Source organism: Variovorax sp. FW305-3-2-15-B-LB1 (assembly GCF_058787635.1).
In genome coordinates this window covers 1-20835 of record NZ_JBYSZY010000007.1, presented here as the reverse complement: position 1 = coordinate 20835, position 20835 = coordinate 1, and the positions used below count along the sequence as shown (strand labels likewise).

Sequence of the window (20835 nt, the reverse complement as noted above, 5' to 3'; positions counted from 1 at the left end):
TCTTGATTTAGTGTTTGTTGCGCGTCAGCACGCGCGCCAGGATGTTGAGGGCAAGCACGGCGACGGTGATCAGGAACACACCGGCCCAGGCCAGTTGTTGCCAGTTCTCGTACGGGCTCATGGCGAACTTGAAGATCGTGACCGGCAGGCTGGCCATCGGCTGGCTCACGTCGGCGGTCCAGAACTGGTTGTTCAGCGCGGTGAAGAGCAGCGGCGCGGTCTCGCCGGCGATGCGGGCCACGGCCAGCAGCACACCTGTGACCACACCGGCGCGCGCGGCGCGCAGCGTGATGCTCAGAATGACCTTCCACTTCGGCGTGCCCAAAGCGTAGGCCGCTTCGCGCAGGCCCGGCGGCACCAGCTGCAGCATGTTCTCGGTGGTGCGGATCACCACCGGAATCACGATGAGCGCCAGCGACAGTGCGCCAGCCAGGCCCGAGAAGGTCTTGAAGTAGGCCACCACCACGGCGTAGACGAACAGGCCGATCACGATCGAGGGCGCCGACAGCAGGATGTCGTTGACGAAGCGCGTGATCGAGGCCAGCAGGCCCTTGGGGTTGTACTCGGCCAGGTAGATGCCGGCCATGATGCCGATGGGCGTGCCCACGAAGGTCGCCAGCATCACCATCACGAACGAACCGAAGATGGCGTTGGCGATGCCGCCCGCCTCGTTCGGCGGCGGCGTCATCTCGGTGAAGGTGGCGAGCGCCAGGCCGCCCACGCCCTGGCGCAGCGTTTCCCAGAGGATCCACACGAGCCAGAACACGCCGAACGCCATCGCGGCGAGCGACAGCGTGAGCGCGATCTTGTTGACGCGATTGCGCGCGGCGAACTTCGCCTGGCGCGTCTCTGCCAGGGTCTTGGCGTTGATCAGGTTTTGCGCGGTGCTCACGACTTGGTTCCTTCGCTCTTCTTCATCTGGGCCAGCAGCATCTTCGAGAGCGACAGCACGACGAAGGTGATGAAGAACAGCACGAGGCCGAGGTACATCAGCGCGGCCTGGTGCAGGCCCGCGCCGGCTTCGGCGAATTCATTGGCCAGGGCCGAGGTGATGCTGTTGGCCGCCTCGAACACGGACAGGGAGTTGAGCTGGTTCATGTTGCCGATCACGAACGTGACGGCCATGGTCTCGCCCAGTGCGCGGCCCAGGCCGAGCATGATGCCGCCGATCACGCCGGCCTTGGTGTAGGGCAGCACGACCTTGGAGACGACTTCCCAGGTGGTGGAGCCCAGGCCGTAGGCCGACTCCTTGAGCAGCGCGGGCGTCACTTCGAACACGTCGCGCATCACCGAGGCGATGAACGGAATGATCATGATGGCCAGGATGATGCCGGCCGACAAAATGCCGATGCCCACGGGCGGGCCGGACACCAGGGCACCGAGGTACGGCACGCCGGCCAGCAGCTTTTGCAGCGGCTGCTGCACCCACGTGGAAAGAATGGGGCCGAAGACCAGCAGGCCCCACATGCCGTACACGATGGACGGCACGGCAGCCAGCAGTTCGATGGCGGTGCCCAGCGGGCGCTTGAGCCAGTTGGGCGAGAGTTCGGTCAGGAACAGCGCGATGCCGAAGCTCACCGGCACGGCGATCACCAGTGCGATGAACGAGGTGGCCAGCGTGCCGTAGATCATCACGAGGCCGCCGTACTCGTCCTTCACCGGGTCCCACACGCTGCTCGTGAGGAAGCCGAGGCCGTACTTCGAAATGGCGGGCCAGGCGCCGGCGACGAGCGACAGCAGGATGCCGATCAGCATCGCGAGCGTCAGCAGCGCGGCGCCCTTGGCGGCCCAGCCGAAGAGGCGGTCGGCCATGGGGCCGGAACGTGCCGCCTTGACGGGCGGCGGAGGAGCGGCGGAGGTGCGCGCGCGCTCGGCCGCGAGGTCGAGGGAGGCGGCAGCAGGGAGGGTGGATGACACGGGTCGCTCCGGCAAAGACGAAAGCGGCGCGTCCTGGAGCGAAGAGTTGCTCATGGGCGCGCCGTCCTGGAGGGTGGATGAAGGGTTGCTTCTTACTTGAACGCGACCGGCTTGCCCGATGCGTCCTTCACTTCACCCCATGCCTTGGCAATGGTGGCCTTCACGGCGTCGGGCATCGGCACGTAGTCCAGCTCGTCGGCCGTCTTGTCGCCGCCCTTGTAGGCCCAGTCGAAGAACTTCAGCACGGTGGTGGCGCTGGCGGGCTTGTCCTGCACCTTGTGCATCAGGATGAAGGTGGCGCCGGTGATGGGCCACGAATCCTTACCGGCCTGGTTGGTCAGCACCTGGTAGAAGCTCTTGTTCCAGTCGGCACCGGCGGCGGCGGCCTTGAAGGCGCTGTCGTCGGGCGAGACGAACGTGCCGGCGGCGTTCTGCAGCTGGGCGTAGGTCATCTTGTTCTGCTTGACGTAGGCGTACTCGACGTAGCCGATCGAGTTGGGCAGGCGGTTCACGAAAGCGGCGACGCCTTCGTTGCCCTTGCCACCCGCGCCGGTGGGCCAGTTCACGGCCGTGCCTTCGCCGACCTTGCTCTTCCACTCGGCGTTGACCTTGCTCAGGTAGTTGGTGAACAGGAAGCTGGTGCCCGAACCGTCGGCGCGGCGAACCGGGGCGATGGCGGCGTCAGGCAGGGCCAGCGACGCGTTCAGTGCCTTGATGGCGGGGTCGTTCCACTTGGTGATCTTGCCCAGGTAGATGTCGCCCAGCACCTGGCCGTTGAGCTTCAGCTCGCCCGGCTTGATGCCGGGGATGTTCACCACGGGGATCACGCCGCCGATGACGGTGGGGAACTGCATCAGGCCCTTGGCTTGCAGTTCGTCGTCCTTCAGGGGAGCGTCCGAAGCGCCGAAATCGACGGTCTTGGCTTCGATCTGCTTGAGGCCGGCACCCGAGCCGACCGACTGGTAGTTGATCTTGACGCCGGTGGCCTTGTTGAAGTCGGAAGCCCACTTGGCGTACAGCGGTGCGGGGAAGCTGGCGCCGGCGCCGGTCACGTCTTGTGCGAAGGCGGAAATGGAGAACAGCGCGGTCACGAGGCCGGCGGTTGCAAATTTGAACGTCGTTTTCATAAAGCTTCCTTGAGAAGTAAGAAGTAGTCCCTTTGGGGGCTCGAACGGACTCTAAAAAGCTTTTGTGACATCGATGTGACACCCCTTCTGTCGAGGGAAAATGCCGCTGCGCCACCCCTGTTGTGTGTGACGCTGTCACACAACCGTCATTCACCCCGCCTAACCTCCAGCCCTCGCCGTGACGTGACTTGGGAGGCGGCGCCTGCTGTCACGGCGCTACGATCAGAGAACCGCCCTCTTCACTACAACATGCAAAACGGCACCCGCCTCGCAGCGGTCGATCTCGGCTCGAACAGCTTCAGGCTGGAAATCGGCCAGGTCGACCACGGACAGATCCACCGCACCGAGTACCTCAAGGAAACCGTGCGCCAGGGCAACGGCCTGGACAGCGCCCGCAACCTCACGACCGAAGCCATGCAGCGCGGCTGGGACGCCCTCGCCCGCTTCGGGGAGCGGCTGGCCGGCTTCAAGCGCTCGCAGGTGCGCGCCGTGGCCACCCAGACCCTGCGCGAAGCGCGCAACCGCGAAGAGTTCCTGTTGCGCGCGCGCACCATCCTGGGCTTCGGCATCGACGTGATCCCGGGCCGGGAAGAAGCCCGCCTGATCTACCAGGGCGTGGCACACCACCTGCCGCACACCGACGCCTCCGACCAGGAACGCCGCCTCGTCATCGACATCGGCGGGCGCTCCACCGAAATGATCATCGGCCACGCCCTCGAGGCCGAGCGCATGGAGTCGTACCGCGTGGGCAGCGTCGCCTGGTCGATGAAGCATTTCGGCGAAGGCCAGTTCACCGCCCCCGCCTTCCGCGCCGCCGAAGTCGCGGCCAAGGCCGTGCTGGACGACGCGCTCTCCAGCTACACCCGCGACCAGTGGGACGTGGCCTACGGCGCCTCCGGCACCATCGGCGCGGTGGGCGACGTGCTCGCTGCCGCCGGCGGCGAGGCTGGCCTGGTCACGCGCGAGGGCCTCGACTGGCTGCTCGACCGCCTGCTCAAGGCCGGCAGCATCGACAAGCTGCGCATCGACGGCATGCGCGAAGACCGCAAGGCCGTGATCGGCGGCGGCCTGAGCGTGCTGCGCGCGGTGTTCGACCTGCTCGACATCCAGGAAATGAAGGTCGCCCAGGGCGCCCTGCGCCACGGCGTGCTCTACGAGTTGCTCGAACGCGACGAGAGCGTGGCCGACATGCGCAGCGCCACCGTGGCGCGGCTCGCCACCCGCTTCGCGGTCGACCCGGCGCAGGCCAAGCGCGTGAGCGACACCGCCGCCGCGCTGTTCGTGCAGCTCGCCCCCGCCGCGCGCGGCGGCAGCACCTCGAGCCGCGCCGGGCGCGCACTGCGCAAGCTCGGCTGGGCCGCACAGCTGCACGAGATCGGCGCGCTGGTCTCGCACAGCGACTACCACAAGCACGGCGCCTACATCCTCGACAACACCGATGCGCCGGGCTTTGCAGTGAACGAACTGCATGCCCTCGGCCAGCTGGTGCTGGGCCAGCGCGGCAAGCTGCGCAAGCTCGAAGCCTCGCTGGACGACGAGACCTTCGTGATGCAGCTGCTGGCGCTGCGCCTGGCGGTGATCCTGTGCCACGCGCGCCGCGATCCCGAGCCGCAGGCGCTGAACCTCGCGGCACTCGGCGCCAGGGCCTTCACGATCGCCTGCGCGCCCGACTGGGCCGAGATGTACCCGCAGTCGGCGCACCTCCTGCGCGAGGAAGTGCTGGCCTGGCAAAAGACCGGCAACTGGCGCGTGGAACTCAGCGGCGCCTGAGCCGTTTCACTTCGTGTCGATGCCGGCCGTCTGCGTGACTGCCGCAGCGCTGGCCTTGCGCGGCTCGTCTTCCCCGAACAGGCTGACATAGGCCGGCTGCACGATCTGGTCGAGCCCGCGCTTCAACCCTTCGCGAGCGCCTGCGGTGTCCTTGAGCAGGCCGTCGTACAGGAGATAGGTCGGCTCGCTCACGTCGGCGACCTGCAACGTCTGGCCCACGACGGACTGCTTCTCGTCCCTGAGCAACTGCTCCACCCAGACGTACGGCTTGAAGCTCGATGTCGCATCGGCCGCGCCATAAGACGTCGTGATCCGCAAGATCAATGTGCTGTAGCCGGGCGTCGGCTGGAGTTCCTGCACCTGCATCTGCGCGTGCTCTCCGGTCGCGCGGAAGAAAGGCGTCAGCTTCACCTCGCGGCCACTGTCCCGCAGGCGCGCCGCCAGTCGCTCTGCGAACTGCCTGTTCAGCCCCATGGTCACTCCGCTGTTCTTCACTGCGGCCGTGAACTCCTTGCTGCGCTGGTCGGTCCGGGCGGCCATCGTCAGTCGGCTGTTGGTATCGACGGAGATGGCCACCAGTGCAGCGAGGGGTCCCAGAAACCCTGCGAAGCCCGTCAGCCCCGACCCGCCGCCATCCGTGACGATCAGTTGGTCTTCCTGGTTGTAGATGAGCTCGACCTTCTCGATCGACCGGGCGACATCGTGACGGGTCGGCGCCACAGGCGCGGCGGTGTTCGTCGCGCACCCCGACAGCAGGGCTGCGGCAACAAGCAGAAAAATCAGCGCCTTCAACCGCATGTCCGCGTCTGCACGCAGCATGTTCATGAAGCTTCCTGGCAGTGTGTTGAGCGGTTTCATGCGTCTTCCCCAGTGATGTGGTCGACCGGCACCGCTTCTTTCCCGCATCGGCGTCAAAAGCACGCTGCCGTGGAGTCACACTGTAGAAATTACGCCGCGCTCGCGCATGAGTGCTTCGCCCCTTTTTCCGGGAGACAAGCGCCCTGCCACCTCTGCCCGCGACCGTGACAAAGCGCCTGTCCGCAAGCGCCAGGCAGGGGTATTCGCCGCGGAGGACCGCTGTAGCAGCTAGAGAAGCTCGGGCGCCTGCACCGTCACGACGACGGTCTGCACGTCGCCGTCGCGCTCGCGGGTGCGGATCCACCACAGCGAGCCCTTGCGCACCGGGCAGCTGTCCTGCTTCAGGCCGAGCAGCATCGAGATGGCCTGGCCCAGCGAGGGCTGGTGGCCGATCACCAGCACCACCGACTTGCCGTTGGGCCAGCCCGTGGCGGCCAGCAGTGCGTCGGGGGTGGTGTCGGGCGACAGCTCGGAGCGCAGCTTGTACTTGCGGCCCAGCGCGAGCGCGGTCTGCTCGCAGCGGCGCGCCGGGCTGCACACGATGCGCGTGCCGTCGGGCAGCTGCCGGTCGAGCCAGATGGCCATGCGCTTGGCCTGCTTTTCGCCGCGCGGGGTGAGCGAGCGCTGCATGTCGTCACACCCTTCGGTCCAGTCCTCGGCTTCGGCGTGACGCCAGAAGATCAAGTCCATGCTCATCGTCTTTCGAACTTCTTCTTCAATTTCAATTGCCGGACGCATCACGGTGGTTTCCTCGTGATGCATAGCGGCCCATCAAGGCGGCCTGGGCGCCATGCGCTTCGATCGCGGGGGACGCACCCGCCTCGCCGGGGTGGGTGTCATGGTCGACACGCCGGTAGATGCCGTCGCCGCCCAGGTCCCAGGCGTCGCGCCCATCGTGCAGGTAAGCCACCAGGCACTCGTCGATGAGGCGCTGGCGCAGGTTGGGGTCAGTCACGGGCCAGGCCAGCTCGATGCGCCGCATCATGTTGCGGTTCATCCAGTCGGCGCTCGACAGGTACAGCGACTCGTCCTCGCCATGGCGGAAATAGAACACGCGCGAATGCTCGAGGAAGCGACCGATCACCGAGCGCACGCGCACGTTGTCGGTGAGCCCCGGCACCTGCGCCGGCAGCGTGCAGGCGCCGCGCACGATGAGGTCGATCTTCACGCCCTTCTGCCCCGCGCGGATGAGCGCGCCGATGATCTCTTCGTCGGTCAACGCGTTCATCTTGGCGACGATGCGCGTGGGCTCGCCGCTGGCGGCGGCCTGCCCCAGCGCATCGATGCGCGCGACCAGGTTCTTGTGCAGGTCGAAGGGCGCGAGCCACATGCGGTTGAGCTTGGGCAGGCGGCTCTGGCTGGCCATGTGGACGAACACGGCCTCCATGTCGGCCGTGAGCGCCGGGTCGGCCGTGAGGTGGCTGATGTCGGTGTACAGCCGCGCCGTGCGCGGGTTGTAGTTGCCGGTGGACAGGTGGCCGTAGCGGCGCAGTTGCTTGCCCTCGCGGCGCGTCACCAGCAGCATCTTGGCGTGGGTTTTCAGGCCCACCACGCCGTACACCACCTGCGCGCCGATCGACTCGAGCATCTCGGCCCAGTTGATGTTGGCCTCTTCGTCGAAGCGCGCCTTCAGCTCGACCACCACCGTCACTTCCTTGCCGCGGCGCACGGCTTCACGCAGCAGGTCCATGAGCTCGGAGTCGGCGCCGGTGCGGTAGATGGTCTGCTTGATAGCGAGCACCTGCGGGTCGAGCACCGACTCGCGCAGGAACGCGAGCACGCCGTCGAAGCTCTCGAAGGGCTGGTGGATCAGCACGTCGCCGCGCTGCAGCCGCTCGAAGAACGACTGGGCGGGCGACAGCGTGACGGGGAACGACGGCGCGTACGGAGGAAAGCGCAGCTGCGGCTCGCCGATCAGGTCGATGAGCTGCGTGAGCCGCGCCAGGTTCACCGGCCCGTGCACGCGGTACAGCGCCTGCGGCGGCAGGTTGAACTGCGCCAGCAGGAAGCTCGCGAGCGATTCGGCGCAGCTCGCCGACACCTCCAGCCGCACGGCCTGCCCATAGTGGCGGTGCTGCAGGCCCTGGCGCAGCGCGGTGCGCAGGTTCTTGACGTCTTCCTCGTCGACCGCGAGGTCGGAGTGGCGCGTCACGCGGAACTGCGAGAAGTCGCCCACCTCGCGCCCCGGGAACATGCTGGCCAGGTGCGCGCGCACCACGCTCGACAGCGCCACGAACAGCGTCTTGCCGTCCGACACCTTGGCCGGCATCTTGATCAGGCGCGGCAGCACGCGCGGCAGCTTGACGATCTGGATCGGGTTCTCGCGGCCGAAGGCGTCCTTGCCGCCCAGGCGCACGATGAAGTTCAGCGACTTGTTGGCCACCTGCGGGAACGGGTGCGCCGGGTCGAGCCCCACGGGGATCAGCAGCGGGCGCACTTCGCGCTCGAAATACTCGCTGACCCACTTGCGCTGGGCCGGGTTGCGTTCGCCGTGCGACACGATGTGGATGCCGTGCGTGGCAAAGGTCGGCATCAGCTCGTCGTTGTACAGCGCGTACTGGCGCGCCACGAGCGCATGGGCCGCTTCAGACAGGCGTTCGAAAGACTCGACCGTGTAGGTGCCCTTGCGATCACCGGCACTGCCCGCGCTCAGGTGCGGTGCGGCGCGGACTTCGAAGAACTCGTCGAGGTTCGACGACACGATGCACAGGTAGCGCAGCCGTTCGATCAGCGGCACTTCGGGCCGGTGGGCCCAGTCGAGCACGCGCTCGTTGAACGAGAGGATGCTGTGGTCGCGGTCCAGCAACGCGAACGAAGACGCTTCGCCGGCGCGCGACGGGTCAGCGGAGAGGGAGGGCATGGGCACTGATTCTGGAGCAAGCGGCACGGGAGAACACGACGGCTGAAATATGACAGTGTCAACTTCGTCCGTGACAGTTCCATGACATTCGCGTGACGCACCCTGCCCCACAGAGAGCGAACCTGACACATTCGGCGACAGCGAAGCAGCGTGCGGCCCGGCGTCGGGCCGGATGGCCGCCGGCTTCATGCGCCGAGGAAGTGCTTGCGGTAGCGCGCCGGCAGGTCGTCGATGCGCATCAGCATCGGCAGGTCGGCGGTGTTGAAGTCCGGGTCCCAGGCCGGCGCGCCGAGCACCTTGGCGCCCAGGCGCAGGTAACCCTTGATGAGCGCGGGCGGTTCCACGTCGAGCGCGCTGTCGAGCCGCTCGACCGGCAGCGGCAGGCGCGGCTGCACCTGGTACTGGATCGGCGCCAGGTGGCTAGCCGAGAGCTGGCGCCAGATGCTGGCCGCTGCGTCGCCGCTGGTCACGCCGTTGTGCGACATCGGGATGCTCGCGCAGCCGATCATGGTGTCGAGCTTGTTGCGGTGCATGAAGCCGGCGAGCGCGCCCCACAGCGCGAGGATCACGCCGCCCTGGCGGTGCTCGGCGTGCACGCAGCTGCGGCCCAGCTCGACCATGCGCTCGCGCAGGTCGCGCAGGCGGGTCAGGTCGAACTCGGTGTCGCTGTAGGTGCTGCCGACGCGGCGCGCCTGCGCGGGGGTCAGCACGCGGTAGGTGCCGATGACCTGGCCGGTGAGTTCGTCGCGCACCAGCAGGTGTTCGCAGAAGTCGTCGAACAGGTCGATGTCGTGGCCGGCCAGCGGCGTGGTGAGGCGCGCGCCCATCTCGCCGACGAACACGTCGTGACGCAGGCGTTGCGCGGCGCGCACGTCATCCAGATGACGCGCCCAGCTCACCGTGATGCCCGGCTTGGCTTCGACCACCGGCGGCACGATGACGGCCAGCGGCGCCTCGGGCACCGCCGTGCGGGTGGCCAGTGCGGCGACGGTGGCGGCGGCGGCAGCAGCAACGGCGGGGGTTCCGGCCGCGGGTGCGGGCCACAAGGCTGCGCGCAGTCCGAGCTGCGAGAGCGGAAACGTCGGGTTCGGCAGTTCTTTCATGGGAAATCCCTTTCTGCTGACCGAGTCTGGACACGCGCAATGAAACCGGCATGTCAGCGGCGTGGCAGACACATGACGTTGTTACAACGCGCGCCACGCCCGTTTCAGGGTCGCTTCGGCGTCTAATGCGGGGCATTCGCGACACGGAGTTCGACCCCATGGCCACCGACGCACCAGGCGCCCCCAACAGCCGCCTGCACCAGACTTTCCCCGTCCTCAGTGACGCCGAGATGGCACGCATCGCCAGCTTCGGCAGCGTGCAGCGCTTTGCGCGCGGCGAGCGGCTGTTCACCGCCGGCGAGACCGGCGCCGGCATGTTCGTGCTGCTCAAGGGCGTGGTCGCCGTCACGCAGCGCGACGGCCTCGGCCATGTGGTGCCGATCGCACGCCAGGGGCCGGGCGAGTTCCTCGCCGAGGTCGGCCAACTGAGCGGGCGCCCTGCCCTGGTCGACGGCCATGCGGACGAAGAAGTCGAGGCGCTGGTCGTGCCGCCGGACCGCCTGCGCGCGCTGCTGGTGGCCGAGGCCGACCTGGGCGAGCGCATCACCCGCGCGCTGATCCTGCGGCGCGTGGCGCTGATCGAATCAGGCGCGGCCGGGCCGGTGCTGATCGGCCGGCCGGATTCACCCGAGATGGCGCGGCTGGAGAACTTCCTGCGCCGCAACGGCCATCCTTATCACCTGGTCGATGCGGCCGCCGATGCCGATGCCGCCGCGCTGCTCGCCCAATACGGTCCCGACAAATTACTGGCTGTCTGCCCCGACGGCTCGGTGCTGGTCAACCCGAGCGACGAAGGCCTTGCGCGCTGCCTCGGCATGGTCGACACCGCGGCGCGCGACGAGCTCTACGACGTGGCCGTGGTCGGCGCCGGGCCGGCTGGCCTCGCGACCGCCGTGTATGCGGCCTCCGAAGGGCTGCGCGTGATCGTGCTCGACTGCCGTGCCTTCGGCGGACAGGCCGGCGCCAGCGCGCGCATCGAGAACTACTTGGGCTTTCCGACCGGCATCTCGGGACAGGCGCTGGCGGGCCGCGCGTTCGTGCAGGCGCAGAAGTTCGGCGTCGAGATGCTGATCCCGGCGCAGGTCGCGGCGCTCGACTGCTCGCGCGAGAACGCGCGGGACAGCCTGGCGCTGAAGCTCACCGACGGCCGCACGATCAGCGCGCGCACGGTGGTCATTGCGAGCGGCGCGCGCTACCGCCGCCCCGGCGTGCCGCGCCTGGCCGAGTTCGAAGGCCGCGGCATCTGGTACTGGGCCTCGGCCATCGAAGCGAAGATCTGCGCGCAGCAGGAAGTGGCGCTGGTGGGCGGCGGCAACTCGGCGGGCCAGGCGGCGGTGTTCCTGTCGCGCCATGCGGCCAAGGTCAACGTGCTGGTGCGCGGGCCGTCGCTGGCGGCCAGCATGTCGCGCTACCTCATCGACCGCATCGAGGCCACGCCCAACATCTCGCTGCAACCGCACACCGAGCTCGTGCGGCTGCACGGCGCGCCCGAAGAAGGCCTGACGGGCGCCACGTGGCGCTGCCACACCTCGGGCCAGGAGCACGACTGCCCCGCGCGCAACATCTTCCTGTTCGTCGGCGCGGAGCCCGAGACCTCATGGCTCGAAGGCTGCGGCGTGTCGGTCGACAAGCACGGCTTCGTGCTGACCGGCCCGGCCGCGAGCAGCGGCTTTCCGGCGCGCCCGGCCACGGCGCTCGAATCGAGCGTGTCGGGCGTGTTCGCGGTGGGCGATGTGCGCTCGGGCTCGGTCAAGCGCGTGGGCGGCGCGATCGGCGAAGGCGCCGCGGTGGTGGCGCTCATTCACCAGCATTTGTCGTCGGCCTCGGCCGTGGCCTGAACCATTCTTCTTGTCCTGAGACACCCATGCCCATCCACGCCTGCGAACACGTTCCCGCCGACCTCGCCCAACCGCACGCGCCCCGCGGCTGCGAAGACTGCCTGAAGACCGGCGACACCTGGGTGCACCTGCGCCTGTGCGTGCACTGCGGCCATGTGGGCTGCTGCGACTCCTCGAAGAACCGCCACGCCACGAAACATGCGCGGGCCGAAGGGCATCCGGTGATCCAGTCGATCGAGCCCGGCGAACACTGGATGTGGTGCAACGCACACGAGCGGCAGGTGGGGTGACCGGACGGCCGAACGGCCAATGCCCGCACCCGCACGCGACCGCAGGGGCGTGTATATGCTGCCGTTCTCCCGTCACAACCCTCTCACTCCGGAGCCCGCGACATGCCCGCATCGCCCATCGAGGTCTATTCCTGGCCCACGCCGAACGGCCACAAGATTCACATCATGCTCGAGGAGTGCGGCCTGCCGTACCACGCGCACCCCGTGAACATCGGCACCGGCGACCAGTTCGCACCCGAGTTCCTGAAGATCAGCCCGAACAACAAGATCCCCGCCATCACCGATCCCGACGGACCGGACGGCCAGCCGATCTCGCTGTTCGAATCGGGCGCCATCCTCGTGTACCTCGCGGGCAAGACCGGCAAGTTCCTGCCCACGGGCGACCGCGAGCGCTACGACGTGCTGCAGTGGCTCATGTTCCAGATGGGCGGCGTCGGTCCGATGCTCGGCCAGGCGCACCACTTTCGCATCTACGCGCCCGAGAAGATCGCCTATGCCGTCGACCGCTACACCAACGAGGCCCGGCGCCTGTACGGCGTGATCGACCGACAGCTGTCCAAGCACAAGTTCATCGCCGGCACGAGCTATTCGATTGCCGACATCGCCATCTTCCCGTGGCTGCGCAGCTGGGAGAACCAGGGCATCACCCTCACCGACTACCCGCACCTGAAGGCCTGGTTCGACGGCGTCGCCGCGCGCCCCGCCGTGCAGCGCGGCGTGAAAGTGCTGGCCGACCTGCGCCGTCCCATCACCGATGACAAGGCGCGCGAGATCCTTTTTGGCAAGACACAGTACGAGAAGCGCTGAGCGGCCTCTTATTCGGGCTAGAATGGAAGGCTTGGCGGGGTGTAGCGCAGCCTGGTAGCGCATCTGGTTTGGGACCAGAGGGTCGAAGGTTCGAATCCTTTCGCCCCGACCAAAAGAAAAGTGAAAGCCTGCAACGATGAAAGTCGTTGCAGGCTTTTTTCTTTTCCGGGCCGCGCGCGATCGCCGCGAATCTCACCGCCCTTTAGACGTTTCGTAGCACGACCCACGGCTTTCCGTACATCAGGCAACGCCGCTGCCTTGTTGTTACACCGTCAAGACAACCTTTTTCTTAAGGAACTACCCGCGAGGCCCTCGGCGCTCACGCAGAATCGAGCCAATCGTGATCGTGTTTACAAAGTAAGCGGAATTGCGTTTACAAAGCCGAAGAGCTGAGTCAGGGATGGACGTCGCAACAGAACCCTCACCCCTGGACCCTTTTCCGATGCTGAATTACTTTTCCCGCTGTTCTTGCGGCCTCAGGCATCTCGCACGCATCGAGCGCCGGCCATGGATGCGACTCTTCTCGAGCCTGCGCTTCTACCAATGCAGCGCCTGCGGAAAGAAGCAACTGGCGTCCGAACGCGCGGTGAACGACGCGGTCTGGAAGTACCGCTCGGAAAACGTCTGACGCCCCTTCGGCCCCAGCGATCCACAGAGGCATCGGGCGGGCGAAACGCCGTCCTTAGCAATCTGTTGCGCGTGCAGTCCTTTCGCTGCATGCCTTGCGCCCCCACAGAATCGAACGCGGGTGCTTCACGGTTGCGCAAACCGCGAAGCAGCGTCGGGGAAAGAGTGTCGACACCTTCCCGGTTTGAACTCTTCTGTGATGCTGCTGAATCTGTTTCTCCGATGTTCCTGCGGCCTGGCTGGCCTTCGCCGCATCGAGCGGCGAACCTGGATGAGGATGCTGCCGGCCCTCAGGTTCTACCGGTGCAGCACCTGCGGCAAGAAGCAGCTCGTGTCGAAGCAGGCCGCCGAGACCGCCAAGGTGTCGTCCCGCGCCGGCCCCGCCCTTTCCCCCTCTCAACGACCGCCGCCGAAGGCGTCGTACATGGAGGGATGTAGGTAGAATCCGCGCTTCCCCGGTCAGAGGCAGAAGCGTCCAGACCGTTGATTTTTCGGGTCTGTTGCCGCCTCACCGGCGGCCCGAGGACCGAAGGCTCCGGCCATCGCTTCTCAACCGGAATCTGCCCGTAGCTCAGTTGGATAGAGCACCTGCCTTCTAAGCAGGTTGTCGGGGGTTCGATCCCCTCCGGGCAGGCCATTTGCGTCTCTAACCGCAACGGGTTTCTCCAACTTTTGCGCAGTTGCTCCGGCCCCGAAGAGCTGGCGGGGGATTTGGTCGACAGCGACTGGCTCACCATGGTCTGCTGCGTCGTCTACCCCATCGCCTTCCCCGATGACCCTCGGCATATCGCCAGACTGGCGCACGCTGTCCTTGCGCTCGGAAGGACAACGCACAGAGCACGCATGCGCGAGCTACCGTCCAGTCGACGCACTTGCTGCCGACGGATGCGGCGGTAGGTTTAACCCGCCCGTCGCCTGCTCGCTCCCTCGCGGTACAGCCCCTCCGATCTCTCCCAAGACTGCCCAGTCATCCTCCGAAAGGTGATCGCTGCCGTGCTACCGGTATCCGTTGACTCCCACAAATGCGGTATTTGGTTTGCAAAATGGCATGGATAGATTCGGGTCTTCCACCACGAGGAGACGTCGATGAATTACAAGAGCCCGCTATTGGCATTCGGCCTTTTTCTGTACGCCGCCCTTGCGAGCGCCAATGAAGCGCAGCGCGCATGCGGGGACTTCGACAGCGCCGTCATGACAACGCGCGCGCAATGCCAGCGCGAGCGAACACAGGACGACAGAGAGTACTGCGCAGCCACCAAGCTCAAGCGCGCCCAAGACGCACACGCCACGTGCCTTGTTCGATTCAACACCCGGGGAGCGGGATCCGTTCAAGAAGCCAGGGAGCGCTCAAATCGTATCCGGCGGGAACCCTGAGGCGAAATAACGCTTGCAATTCATCATTGACCAAACAGGGTTTTATAGGAGTTCACATGATTCGATTTTCTCTCGCCATCTTGCTGGCATTCGTCTCCTCTCATGCACTCGCCAGCAATTGGACGACATCCATGGACAACAAAAGAAAATGTGAAACTGCCGCTCATGAGGCTGAGAAGAATCGCCGACCGATGGCGGCCAACCATTACAAGCAATGCGCCAAGGACTTTCAGACTGCTGCCCAATATTTTCGGGAGAATGACCAGGCGTACAACGGGAAAACGGCTTTTCAGCGTGGGCTTGACCAATACAACCGGGGGAACATGCAATAGCCAATATGCCTCGGTGCGCTGATCGAGAAGATCGGCCACCAGACTGAGTTCAGTGGCCCAATTTTTCTCTCCTCTCCTCAGGACCACCCTTGCCCGCCGTCGTGCGGGCTTTTTCTTGGCCAGCGCAGTCGCAGCCCACTGGTTTCCGTGGACTCCCACAAAAGAGGTATTTCGCTTGCAAATCGAGCGACTAGATTCGGCTGGTCTCAAATCGAGGGGATGACGCCATGACGATAAAGACCACCGCGCAAGAACCTAACGCCACCTCCCACCGCCGAGGTCGGGATGGCCTCTTGCACGCAATCCGGATCCCCACCCACTTCCTGTCGGTGCTCGTCCTCTCGGCCTGTGTACTGGCTGTTCCTGCGGACGCTCGGGCTCAAGTCAATCCCGAGATCGCCAACTGCGCCGAGCTCAAGGACGAGGCCACAGTCACCCAGGCCGATCTCTGCGCCGCGCATGTCGGCTGCCGCTTCGTGCTGAACGTGCAGAAGACCTGCGCACGCGCCAAGAGCTACCTGGAGCGGCTGCAGGCGGCCATTGGCGAAGGCACGCGCACGCTGCTGTTCGGCTATCGCAAGGAAGTCACACCCGATGCCATCTTCACGGCAGAGCTGAACAGCGAGGAGCGCAGCAACGAGCGTGCGCTGGGCGCCCGACCCGACGTCCAGCCCCGCGCACAGGACATCGGCAACCGCGTGCGCGATGCAGGCACCGGCGATACCCTGAGCGGCAATGGCAAGAACGGCACCACCTGGGTCTATTACGGCCAGACCCGGGACGGCCAGGAAGAAGGCGCCGGCACGACGATCTTTTCCAGCGGCGAGATCCAGCGCGGCCAGTACCGGCAAGGCGAGAGGCAGGGGGCATTCGACGTCCTGCACCCCACCGGCGACCGGTTCGTGGGCGAGTATGTGAACGGCAAGCGTGTCGGCGCGGGCGCGTACGGCTTCAAGAACGGCGCCACCCTGGTCGGCCGCTGGACCGACACAGGCGCCGTGCAGGGCACCTTCACGCGCGCCGACGGCTCACGCTTCGAAGGCCTGCGCGTGGACGGCAAGCCCGCGCAGGGCCGCGAGTACCGCGCCGACGGGTCGCTATCCGAGGAAGGCCGCTACGACAAGGGCGTGCTGTCGGTAGGCGCGCGCATCGACACCGAGGGCAACCGGATCGATGTCAACCTGCCGCGCGACCGCGAGGCCGCCGCACGCGCCGAAGCAGAAAAGAACCGGCTCGCGGCCGAAGCCGAACAGCAGCGCAAACGCGAGCAGGCGGCCCAGGCCGAACAGCAATTCCGAACCAGCCTGCAGACGATGAACCCAGGCCAGCTGTTCGCCCGCGCCGACGAGCTGAACGCCCAGGGCGACCGCGCCCGCGCGCGCGAAGTGCAGCGCACCTTGATGAGCCGCTTCCCCGACCATCCGCTGGCGGCCACGACGGCGCGGCAGATGACGGGTGAGTCGGGTGGCAGCACGGCCGCGGGTGGAGGCTCGTCGTCCGCGGGCACGGCCAACGCGGCCAGCCGCCCTGCCGGGACGCGCCTTTCCAGCCAGACCTGCGAAGCCATGAAGCAGTCGGTCATCGCGACGAAGGTCGCACCCAATGCCTCGATCACCGCCAGCCAGGAAACGGTGATGTTCATGACGAAGACCGTGCTGGACATGATCGCCGCCAACTGCCCCACCGAGCCCGGCGTGACACCCGCCCAGATCGCCGCGGAACGCCAGACGCGCCAGCAGCAATACGCTGCCGCCGAGAACGCCTGCAATGCCGTGCAATCCGGGGGGCGCCGGTGCGTTGCGCAGAATCATTTCGGCCCCGGCCGTTGACGCCTGCGAGCGCAGGCCTCACGGCCTCACGCGCAGCCGCTTTTCGCGGGCCTCAGCACCTTGCCCTGAACTGCTGATCCCGGGCCTCCTTGCGTTGCTCCGCAATCCAGGATTGCGTCGCGCCACTCTGCGGTTGCCGCGCCAAACGGTCGTAGTGGGCCACCCGCTCGTTGAAGTGCGCACAGCGCGACGTGTCGCCACTGGTGCCCGTCACGCCCGGTGACGTCGCACCGCGTTGTTGCGCGGCCTGTTGCTGGACCGCATAGCCCTGCCGGGTTTGCCGGTCGGCCATCTCCACCTGCTGCTCCCACGGCAATCCTGCCGGGACCGGCTCGATGCGCTCGACCAGCGCGCCCCGCTCGCGGCAGTGATTCGGCGACCAGAAACGCCCTCCGCTGTTGCTGACGCAGAGAAACACCTGGGACGCACCTGCGGCCTCGAGATTGCGCACCGGCGGCGACACGTCGACCACGCGGCCACCGCTGCCGCCACACGGCTCACCGCTGTACTGGTTGCCGCATCGATAGACCTGCTGGGCATGGGCCATGCCGCTGGCGATCAGGAGAAGGCTGGCGAGGAAGGTGAGGCGCATGGACGCGATGGTAGTAGCGATGCCTCGCAGTGCACAGGTCATCGACGCCGGCCGCGCCGATGCACCGCGCGCCCCCGTCACACGCCGGCCTTGGCGCCCGCTGGACGCAACGCCTCTCGCGCACGGGCGGAGAGCGGCACGCGCTCGGGCAGCAGCGCCAGCGCCTGCGCCCCGCGCGCCGCAGTGCCCAAATTGGCCACGAAGGTCCGCCGCGCGTCGTGGAACTCGAAGATCAGGTTGAAGGTGCCATAGGCCTCGCGCACATCGACCTGGCGGATGTCCGCGAAGGGCCGCTCGCGCTGGCGCAGCACGCGGTACACCAGCTGCTCGCTTTCGATGCGCAAGACAGGGTTCAGGCTGTTGGTCGCCAGCGCCACCCACGGCAGTCCGCGCAGGCCGGTGAAGGTGGCCACGACGGGCACCGCGCCGCCCTTGATTGCAAGGGGCGCAGCCCCCGCCCGGGGCGCCTTGGGCGTACGGAGCTTCTTCCAGAGCCAGTAGAGGAACCAGAACGACAGCCCTTGAAGGACGATCACTCCGACGGTCCCCAGGACGGTCATCCAATCCATCTGCACGTCGCCTTCCTCTGTGACACAAGCCCGGGCCCTCCCCCGGCAAGGCGCCATTAAAGCAGAGGGCTCCACGCGCCAGATGCGCGCCGTCTGTCATTTGAATTCTGGATTCAATACTGTATATTTAAACAGTATTCTCAAGGAATCCACATGCCGAAGAACGCATCCCAGTCCACCGCGTGGGTGAACCATGACCCAAGCTGAACTCTTCTTCCCCCGGCCGGCAGCGCCGCCCTCGCCCCTCTTCCACTTCCACGAGCCCGTCACCGCTGCGGTCGCGCTCGAAGACACCGAGGACGAGCCGCGTGACGCCTTTTCCGCCAAGCTGATCGACTACCCCCACTCGTCGGCCGACGCAGTCAGGGTTGCGGAGCAACGCTTCCGGCGCGAACTCGAAAAGCAGCTGGGCGCCGACGTGCTGCCGGCGATGCGCGCGTTCCAGAACGCCAGCGAGTCGAGCGACACCGACCTCACCAAGGGCGAACTCGCGCTGGCCGCGCGCTGGGTCAAGGCCTACGACGCCGCGCGCACGGCGGGCTTTCGCGACCTGGGCGATACCGACGAGGCGTACTTCGAAGTCAAGGCGATCTAGCACCCTGGCGAGGGCTCGTACCAGTTTTCGGTGATGGCTCCCTCGAGGGCAAAAAGACACACTTCGACGCGTTTGTCTTGTTTGCTTTCACAGGGGAAGAGTCCATGCCGATCCACGTCCACATCCACGGTGTCCATGGACAACCATCGCGCGTCCGCGCACTTCAGCACCTGACTGCCGTGGCCTTGCTGGTTGCCGGCAGTGCCCATGCGGCCGGCCTGGTCCACGGCAACGTGGGCAATGTGGGCGCGGTGCAGTCGGGTGGATTCGGCGGTGTCGGCGGAGGTGCCGCCTCGACCTCCGGCGACGGTGCGACAGCGCTGGGTGCGGGCGGCGATGGTGGCGTGGGAACGTCCGGCGGGACCGGCGGCACAGGAGGGGCCGGCGCCAGCGCCACCGCAAGCGGCACGACGGCCATCGGAGGCGGAGGCACCGGTGGAGAGGGCAGCGCAGGCGGCACGGGCGGCGCCGGAGGACGTGGCGCACAGGCATCGACCAGCGGGGCCATCGCGCTCGGCGCGGGAGGCACCGGCGCTAGCGGTTGCTGCGGCTTTCCCCCCCCGTCGGGCGGCAGCGGCGCACAGGCATCGGGCAACGCCGCCGTCGCCATCGGCAGCGCCTTGGGCTCCCAACAGGGCGCCCAGGCCTCCGGCAACGGCAGCACGGCCATCGGCGGCGCGAGCGACACAGCCTCGGGCGCCGCAGCACTGGCCGCGGGCGGCGTGGCGATCGGCTCGGGCAGCCGGGTCGCGAACGGTGCGAACGGCGGCGTGGCCATCGGCGCGAACTCGGTCGCCACATCGGCCAACACCGTGTCTTTCGGCAACGCGGGACAGACGCGCGGCCTCGTGAACGTGAGCGCCGGCGCGGTGAACGCCACCAGCACCGATGCCGTCAACGGCGGCCAGCTGTACACCGTGCGGCAGGCCGCGGACACCGCACAGGCCGCGGCCTCCGCGGCCAATGGCACGGCCGTCCTCGCCAGGGACGCCGCGAGCGCGGCGCAAGGTACCGCCAACACCGCCCTGGGCGCCGCGCAAACCGCGCAGGCGGGCGTCGCCACCGCGCAGGCCGCGGCGGCGGCCGCCCAGGGCACGGCCAACACCGCAACCACGGCCGCAGCCACGGCCCAGGGCACCGCCAACACGGCCCTCGGCGCGGCGCAAGGTGCGCAAGCCAGCGCCACGGATGCCAAGGCCACCGCCGTCGCTGCGCAAGGCACGGCCAACACCGCACTGGGCGTGGCGAACAACTCCGTGCAGTACGGCGCGGGCGGTGCCCAGGTCGCGCTGAACGCCAACGGCGGCGCCGGCACCACGCTGAGCAACGTGCGCGCGGGCGTCGCCGCCACCGATGCCGCCAACGTCGGCCAGCTGCAGCAGGTGCAGCAAGGCGCGCTGACCACGGCCAATACCTTCACGATGCAGCAGATCGCCGCCTTGCAGGGTGTCATGAACCAGGCGCTGTCCAACGGACTGTGCAGCTTCAGCGGCGGCAACGTGACCTGCGGCACCGGCACGCAGGCCACGGGCACGGGCGCCACGGCGCTGGGCACCAACGCCACTGCTAACGGCGACAACACCACGGCGATGGGCAACGGGGCACAGGCGCGCTACGCGGGCTCGGTGGCGATCGGCGCGGGCGCGAAGGCGCTGGCCGATCCGACGACCGCCGTCGGCAACGACGCCGTCGCCACGGGCAACAACGCGGTGGCACTGGGCGCCAACACGCTGGCCGCGGGATCGAACTCGGTCGCCCTCGGCCAGGGCTCCGTGGCCACGCGCGACAACTCGGTGTCGGTGGGCAATGCCGCCACCGGCCAGACGCGCAGCATCGCCAACGTGGCGCCCGGCGTGCTGCCCACCGACGCGGTCAACCTGCAGCAGGCACAGCAGCTGACGGCGGCCGCGGTGTCGGAGGCGCGCAGCTTCGCGGCCAAGGGCGTGGCCGCGGCGATGGCGATGGGCGACGCGCCGATGCCGTCCGCACCGGGCAAGACCAGCTGGGCCGCGCAGCTGGCGAACTACAAGGGCCACTCCGCGATGGGTGCCAGCGTCGTGCACCGCCTCGCGACGGACATGCCGCTGGCGCTCTCCGCCGGGGTCAGCGGGTCGAACGGATCGGTGGGCGTGCGCGTGGGGCTCAAGGGCGAGTTCTGACGCGACGGCGCAGCCCGCCCGCCGCGCATAAGAAAACACGAAAAACGTATTTCCCAGCGACGGCATGGCGCGGGCACAGTCCCACGCCTGTATCGCTCTTTTTCCGGCGCGCCCTCGGGGCCGCCCGGCTCTCCATGGCATCCATCCACGACACGCCGACGCGCCCCGCCGCGCCCACGGCCCCCGCC

19 protein-coding genes and 2 tRNA genes are annotated in these 20835 nt (G+C 67.4%); 11 read left to right on the top strand and 10 right to left on the bottom strand.

Features of this window, described 5'->3' with window-relative positions:
- Window positions 1–7: 7 nt before the first annotated feature.
- From pstA to pstS, 3 genes are read right to left on the bottom strand one after another with little or no spacing between them, the layout of a single operon-like run.
- Window positions 8–892 carry a phosphate ABC transporter permease PstA gene (gene pstA / locus AC3WQR_RS06425; protein WP_095950235.1) on the bottom strand — a complete coding sequence of 295 codons (885 nt, stop codon included), beginning with the start codon at window positions 890–892 and terminating at the stop codon, window positions 8–10.
- Window positions 889–1971, bottom strand: a complete 1083-nt coding sequence (gene pstC, locus AC3WQR_RS06420) for a phosphate ABC transporter permease subunit PstC (protein ID WP_307586803.1) — start codon at window positions 1969–1971, stop codon at window positions 889–891. Before pstC ends, pstA begins: the two co-directional genes overlap by 4 nt.
- A 38-nt stretch (window positions 1972–2009) precedes the next feature.
- Window positions 2010–3044 carry a phosphate ABC transporter substrate-binding protein PstS gene (gene pstS / locus AC3WQR_RS06415; RefSeq protein WP_062473144.1) on the bottom strand — a complete coding sequence of 345 codons (1035 nt, stop codon included), beginning with the start codon at window positions 3042–3044 and terminating at the stop codon, window positions 2010–2012.
- Between the two features lie 249 nt (window positions 3045–3293).
- Here pstS and AC3WQR_RS06410 point away from each other — a divergent pair, with 249 nt between their 5' ends.
- Entirely contained in the window at window positions 3294–4814 is a 1521-nt protein-coding gene (locus tag AC3WQR_RS06410) for a Ppx/GppA phosphatase family protein (protein ID WP_095745557.1), read from the top strand.
- Window positions 4815–4820: 6 nt separating this feature from the next.
- On the opposite strand, the gene AC3WQR_RS06405 is transcribed toward AC3WQR_RS06410, so the two are convergent.
- The 4 genes from AC3WQR_RS06405 to AC3WQR_RS06390 all read right to left on the bottom strand — a co-directional run bounded on the left by AC3WQR_RS06405 (window position 4821) and on the right by AC3WQR_RS06390 (window position 9635).
- Complete coding sequence (locus AC3WQR_RS06405) at window positions 4821–5672, bottom strand: hypothetical protein (RefSeq protein WP_492741475.1); 852 nt, start codon at window positions 5670–5672, stop codon at window positions 4821–4823.
- Between the two features lie 228 nt (window positions 5673–5900).
- A complete protein-coding gene (locus AC3WQR_RS06400; protein ID WP_492741559.1) occupies window positions 5901–6362 on the bottom strand; it encodes a SixA phosphatase family protein in 462 nt (153 codons plus the stop codon).
- A 31-nt stretch (window positions 6363–6393) separates the two neighbouring features.
- Window positions 6394–8721 (bottom strand): polyphosphate kinase 1, encoded by a 2328-nt coding sequence (gene ppk1 / locus AC3WQR_RS06395; RefSeq protein WP_492741474.1) that lies wholly within the window; start codon window positions 8719–8721, stop codon window positions 6394–6396.
- On the bottom strand, window positions 8718–9635 hold the full coding sequence (locus AC3WQR_RS06390; protein WP_307635617.1) for a GNAT family N-acetyltransferase: 918 nt from the start codon (window positions 9633–9635) through the stop codon (window positions 8718–8720). The genes ppk1 and AC3WQR_RS06390 overlap by 4 nt, the downstream gene beginning before the upstream one ends.
- Before the next feature lie 158 nt (window positions 9636–9793).
- Between AC3WQR_RS06390 and AC3WQR_RS06385 the strand changes: the two genes are divergently transcribed.
- The 7 genes from AC3WQR_RS06385 to AC3WQR_RS06355 all read left to right on the top strand — a co-directional run bounded on the left by AC3WQR_RS06385 (window position 9794) and on the right by AC3WQR_RS06355 (window position 14571).
- The gene (locus tag AC3WQR_RS06385) at window positions 9794–11473 is read left to right on the top strand and encodes an FAD-dependent oxidoreductase (protein WP_492741473.1); all 1680 of its coding nucleotides are present in this window, start codon (window positions 9794–9796) and stop codon (window positions 11471–11473) included.
- 26 nt (window positions 11474–11499) lie between these two features.
- On the top strand, window positions 11500–11763 hold the full coding sequence (locus AC3WQR_RS06380) for a UBP-type zinc finger domain-containing protein (protein WP_159276589.1): 264 nt from the start codon (window positions 11500–11502) through the stop codon (window positions 11761–11763).
- Between the two features lie 102 nt (window positions 11764–11865).
- On the top strand, window positions 11866–12570 hold the full coding sequence (locus tag AC3WQR_RS06375) for a glutathione binding-like protein (RefSeq protein ID WP_492741472.1): 705 nt from the start codon (window positions 11866–11868) through the stop codon (window positions 12568–12570).
- A 35-nt stretch (window positions 12571–12605) separates the two neighbouring features.
- Window positions 12606–12682: transfer RNA gene (locus AC3WQR_RS06370), tRNA-Pro, on the top strand.
- 330 nt (window positions 12683–13012) lie between these two features.
- Window positions 13013–13198, top strand: coding sequence for a hypothetical protein (locus AC3WQR_RS06365; RefSeq protein ID WP_139140528.1), 186 nt, complete (start codon window positions 13013–13015; stop codon window positions 13196–13198).
- Between the two features lie 559 nt (window positions 13199–13757).
- Window positions 13758–13834: transfer RNA gene (locus AC3WQR_RS06360), tRNA-Arg, on the top strand.
- A gap of 449 nt (window positions 13835–14283) precedes the next feature.
- Entirely contained in the window at window positions 14284–14571 is a 288-nt protein-coding gene (locus AC3WQR_RS06355; RefSeq protein WP_143599021.1) for a hypothetical protein, read from the top strand.
- 23 nt (window positions 14572–14594) lie between these two features.
- Here AC3WQR_RS06355 and AC3WQR_RS06350 read toward each other — a convergent pair whose 3' ends face one another.
- Window positions 14595–14942, bottom strand: a complete 348-nt coding sequence (locus AC3WQR_RS06350; protein WP_492741471.1) for a hypothetical protein — start codon at window positions 14940–14942, stop codon at window positions 14595–14597.
- A 188-nt stretch (window positions 14943–15130) separates the two neighbouring features.
- Between AC3WQR_RS06350 and AC3WQR_RS06345 the strand changes: the two genes are divergently transcribed.
- Entirely contained in the window at window positions 15131–16732 is a 1602-nt protein-coding gene (locus tag AC3WQR_RS06345; RefSeq protein WP_492741470.1) for an MORN repeat-containing protein, read from the top strand.
- Between the two features lie 52 nt (window positions 16733–16784).
- On the opposite strand, the gene AC3WQR_RS06340 is transcribed toward AC3WQR_RS06345, so the two are convergent.
- Both AC3WQR_RS06340 and AC3WQR_RS06335 read right to left on the bottom strand, forming a co-directional pair.
- Window positions 16785–17324 carry a hypothetical protein gene (locus AC3WQR_RS06340; RefSeq protein ID WP_492734803.1) on the bottom strand — a complete coding sequence of 180 codons (540 nt, stop codon included), beginning with the start codon at window positions 17322–17324 and terminating at the stop codon, window positions 16785–16787.
- A 77-nt stretch (window positions 17325–17401) separates the two neighbouring features.
- A complete protein-coding gene (locus tag AC3WQR_RS06335; RefSeq protein ID WP_492741468.1) occupies window positions 17402–17860 on the bottom strand; it encodes a hypothetical protein in 459 nt (152 codons plus the stop codon).
- A 226-nt stretch (window positions 17861–18086) separates the two neighbouring features.
- Here AC3WQR_RS06335 and AC3WQR_RS06330 point away from each other — a divergent pair, with 226 nt between their 5' ends.
- A complete protein-coding gene (locus AC3WQR_RS06330; RefSeq protein WP_492741467.1) occupies window positions 18087–18488 on the top strand; it encodes a hypothetical protein in 402 nt (133 codons plus the stop codon).
- A 179-nt stretch (window positions 18489–18667) separates the two neighbouring features.
- Window positions 18668–20647: a YadA family autotransporter adhesin gene (locus tag AC3WQR_RS06325; RefSeq protein ID WP_492741466.1), complete on the top strand. Its 1980-nt coding sequence runs from the start codon at window positions 18668–18670 to the stop codon at window positions 20645–20647.
- Window positions 20648–20835: the final 188 nt, after the last annotated feature.

Excerpts from the sequence above, each read along its gene's own strand:
- pstC (WP_307586803.1), bottom strand. The coding sequence starts at position 1,971 with ATGAGCAACTCTTCGCTCCAGGACGCGCCGCTTTCGTCTTTGCCGGAG.
- pstS (WP_062473144.1), bottom strand. The coding sequence starts at position 3,044 with ATGAAAACGACGTTCAAATTTGCAACCGCCGGCCTCGTGACCGCGCTG.
- AC3WQR_RS06410 (WP_095745557.1), top strand. The coding sequence starts at position 3,294 with ATGCAAAACGGCACCCGCCTCGCAGCGGTCGATCTCGGCTCGAACAGC.
- AC3WQR_RS06405 (WP_492741475.1), bottom strand. The coding sequence starts at position 5,672 with ATGAAACCGCTCAACACACTGCCAGGAAGCTTCATGAACATGCTGCGT.
- AC3WQR_RS06400 (WP_492741559.1), bottom strand. The coding sequence starts at position 6,362 with ATGGACTTGATCTTCTGGCGTCACGCCGAAGCCGAGGACTGGACCGAA.
- ppk1 (WP_492741474.1), bottom strand. The coding sequence starts at position 8,721 with ATGAAGCCGGCGGCCATCCGGCCCGACGCCGGGCCGCACGCTGCTTCG.
- AC3WQR_RS06390 (WP_307635617.1), bottom strand. The coding sequence starts at position 9,635 with ATGAAAGAACTGCCGAACCCGACGTTTCCGCTCTCGCAGCTCGGACTG.
- AC3WQR_RS06385 (WP_492741473.1), top strand. The coding sequence starts at position 9,794 with ATGGCCACCGACGCACCAGGCGCCCCCAACAGCCGCCTGCACCAGACT.
- AC3WQR_RS06380 (WP_159276589.1), top strand. The coding sequence starts at position 11,500 with ATGCCCATCCACGCCTGCGAACACGTTCCCGCCGACCTCGCCCAACCG.
- AC3WQR_RS06375 (WP_492741472.1), top strand. The coding sequence starts at position 11,866 with ATGCCCGCATCGCCCATCGAGGTCTATTCCTGGCCCACGCCGAACGGC.
- AC3WQR_RS06365 (WP_139140528.1), top strand. The coding sequence starts at position 13,013 with ATGCTGAATTACTTTTCCCGCTGTTCTTGCGGCCTCAGGCATCTCGCA.
- AC3WQR_RS06355 (WP_143599021.1), top strand. The coding sequence starts at position 14,284 with ATGAATTACAAGAGCCCGCTATTGGCATTCGGCCTTTTTCTGTACGCC.
- AC3WQR_RS06345 (WP_492741470.1), top strand. The coding sequence starts at position 15,131 with ATGACGATAAAGACCACCGCGCAAGAACCTAACGCCACCTCCCACCGC.
- AC3WQR_RS06340 (WP_492734803.1), bottom strand. The coding sequence starts at position 17,324 with ATGCGCCTCACCTTCCTCGCCAGCCTTCTCCTGATCGCCAGCGGCATG.
- AC3WQR_RS06330 (WP_492741467.1), top strand. The coding sequence starts at position 18,087 with ATGACCCAAGCTGAACTCTTCTTCCCCCGGCCGGCAGCGCCGCCCTCG.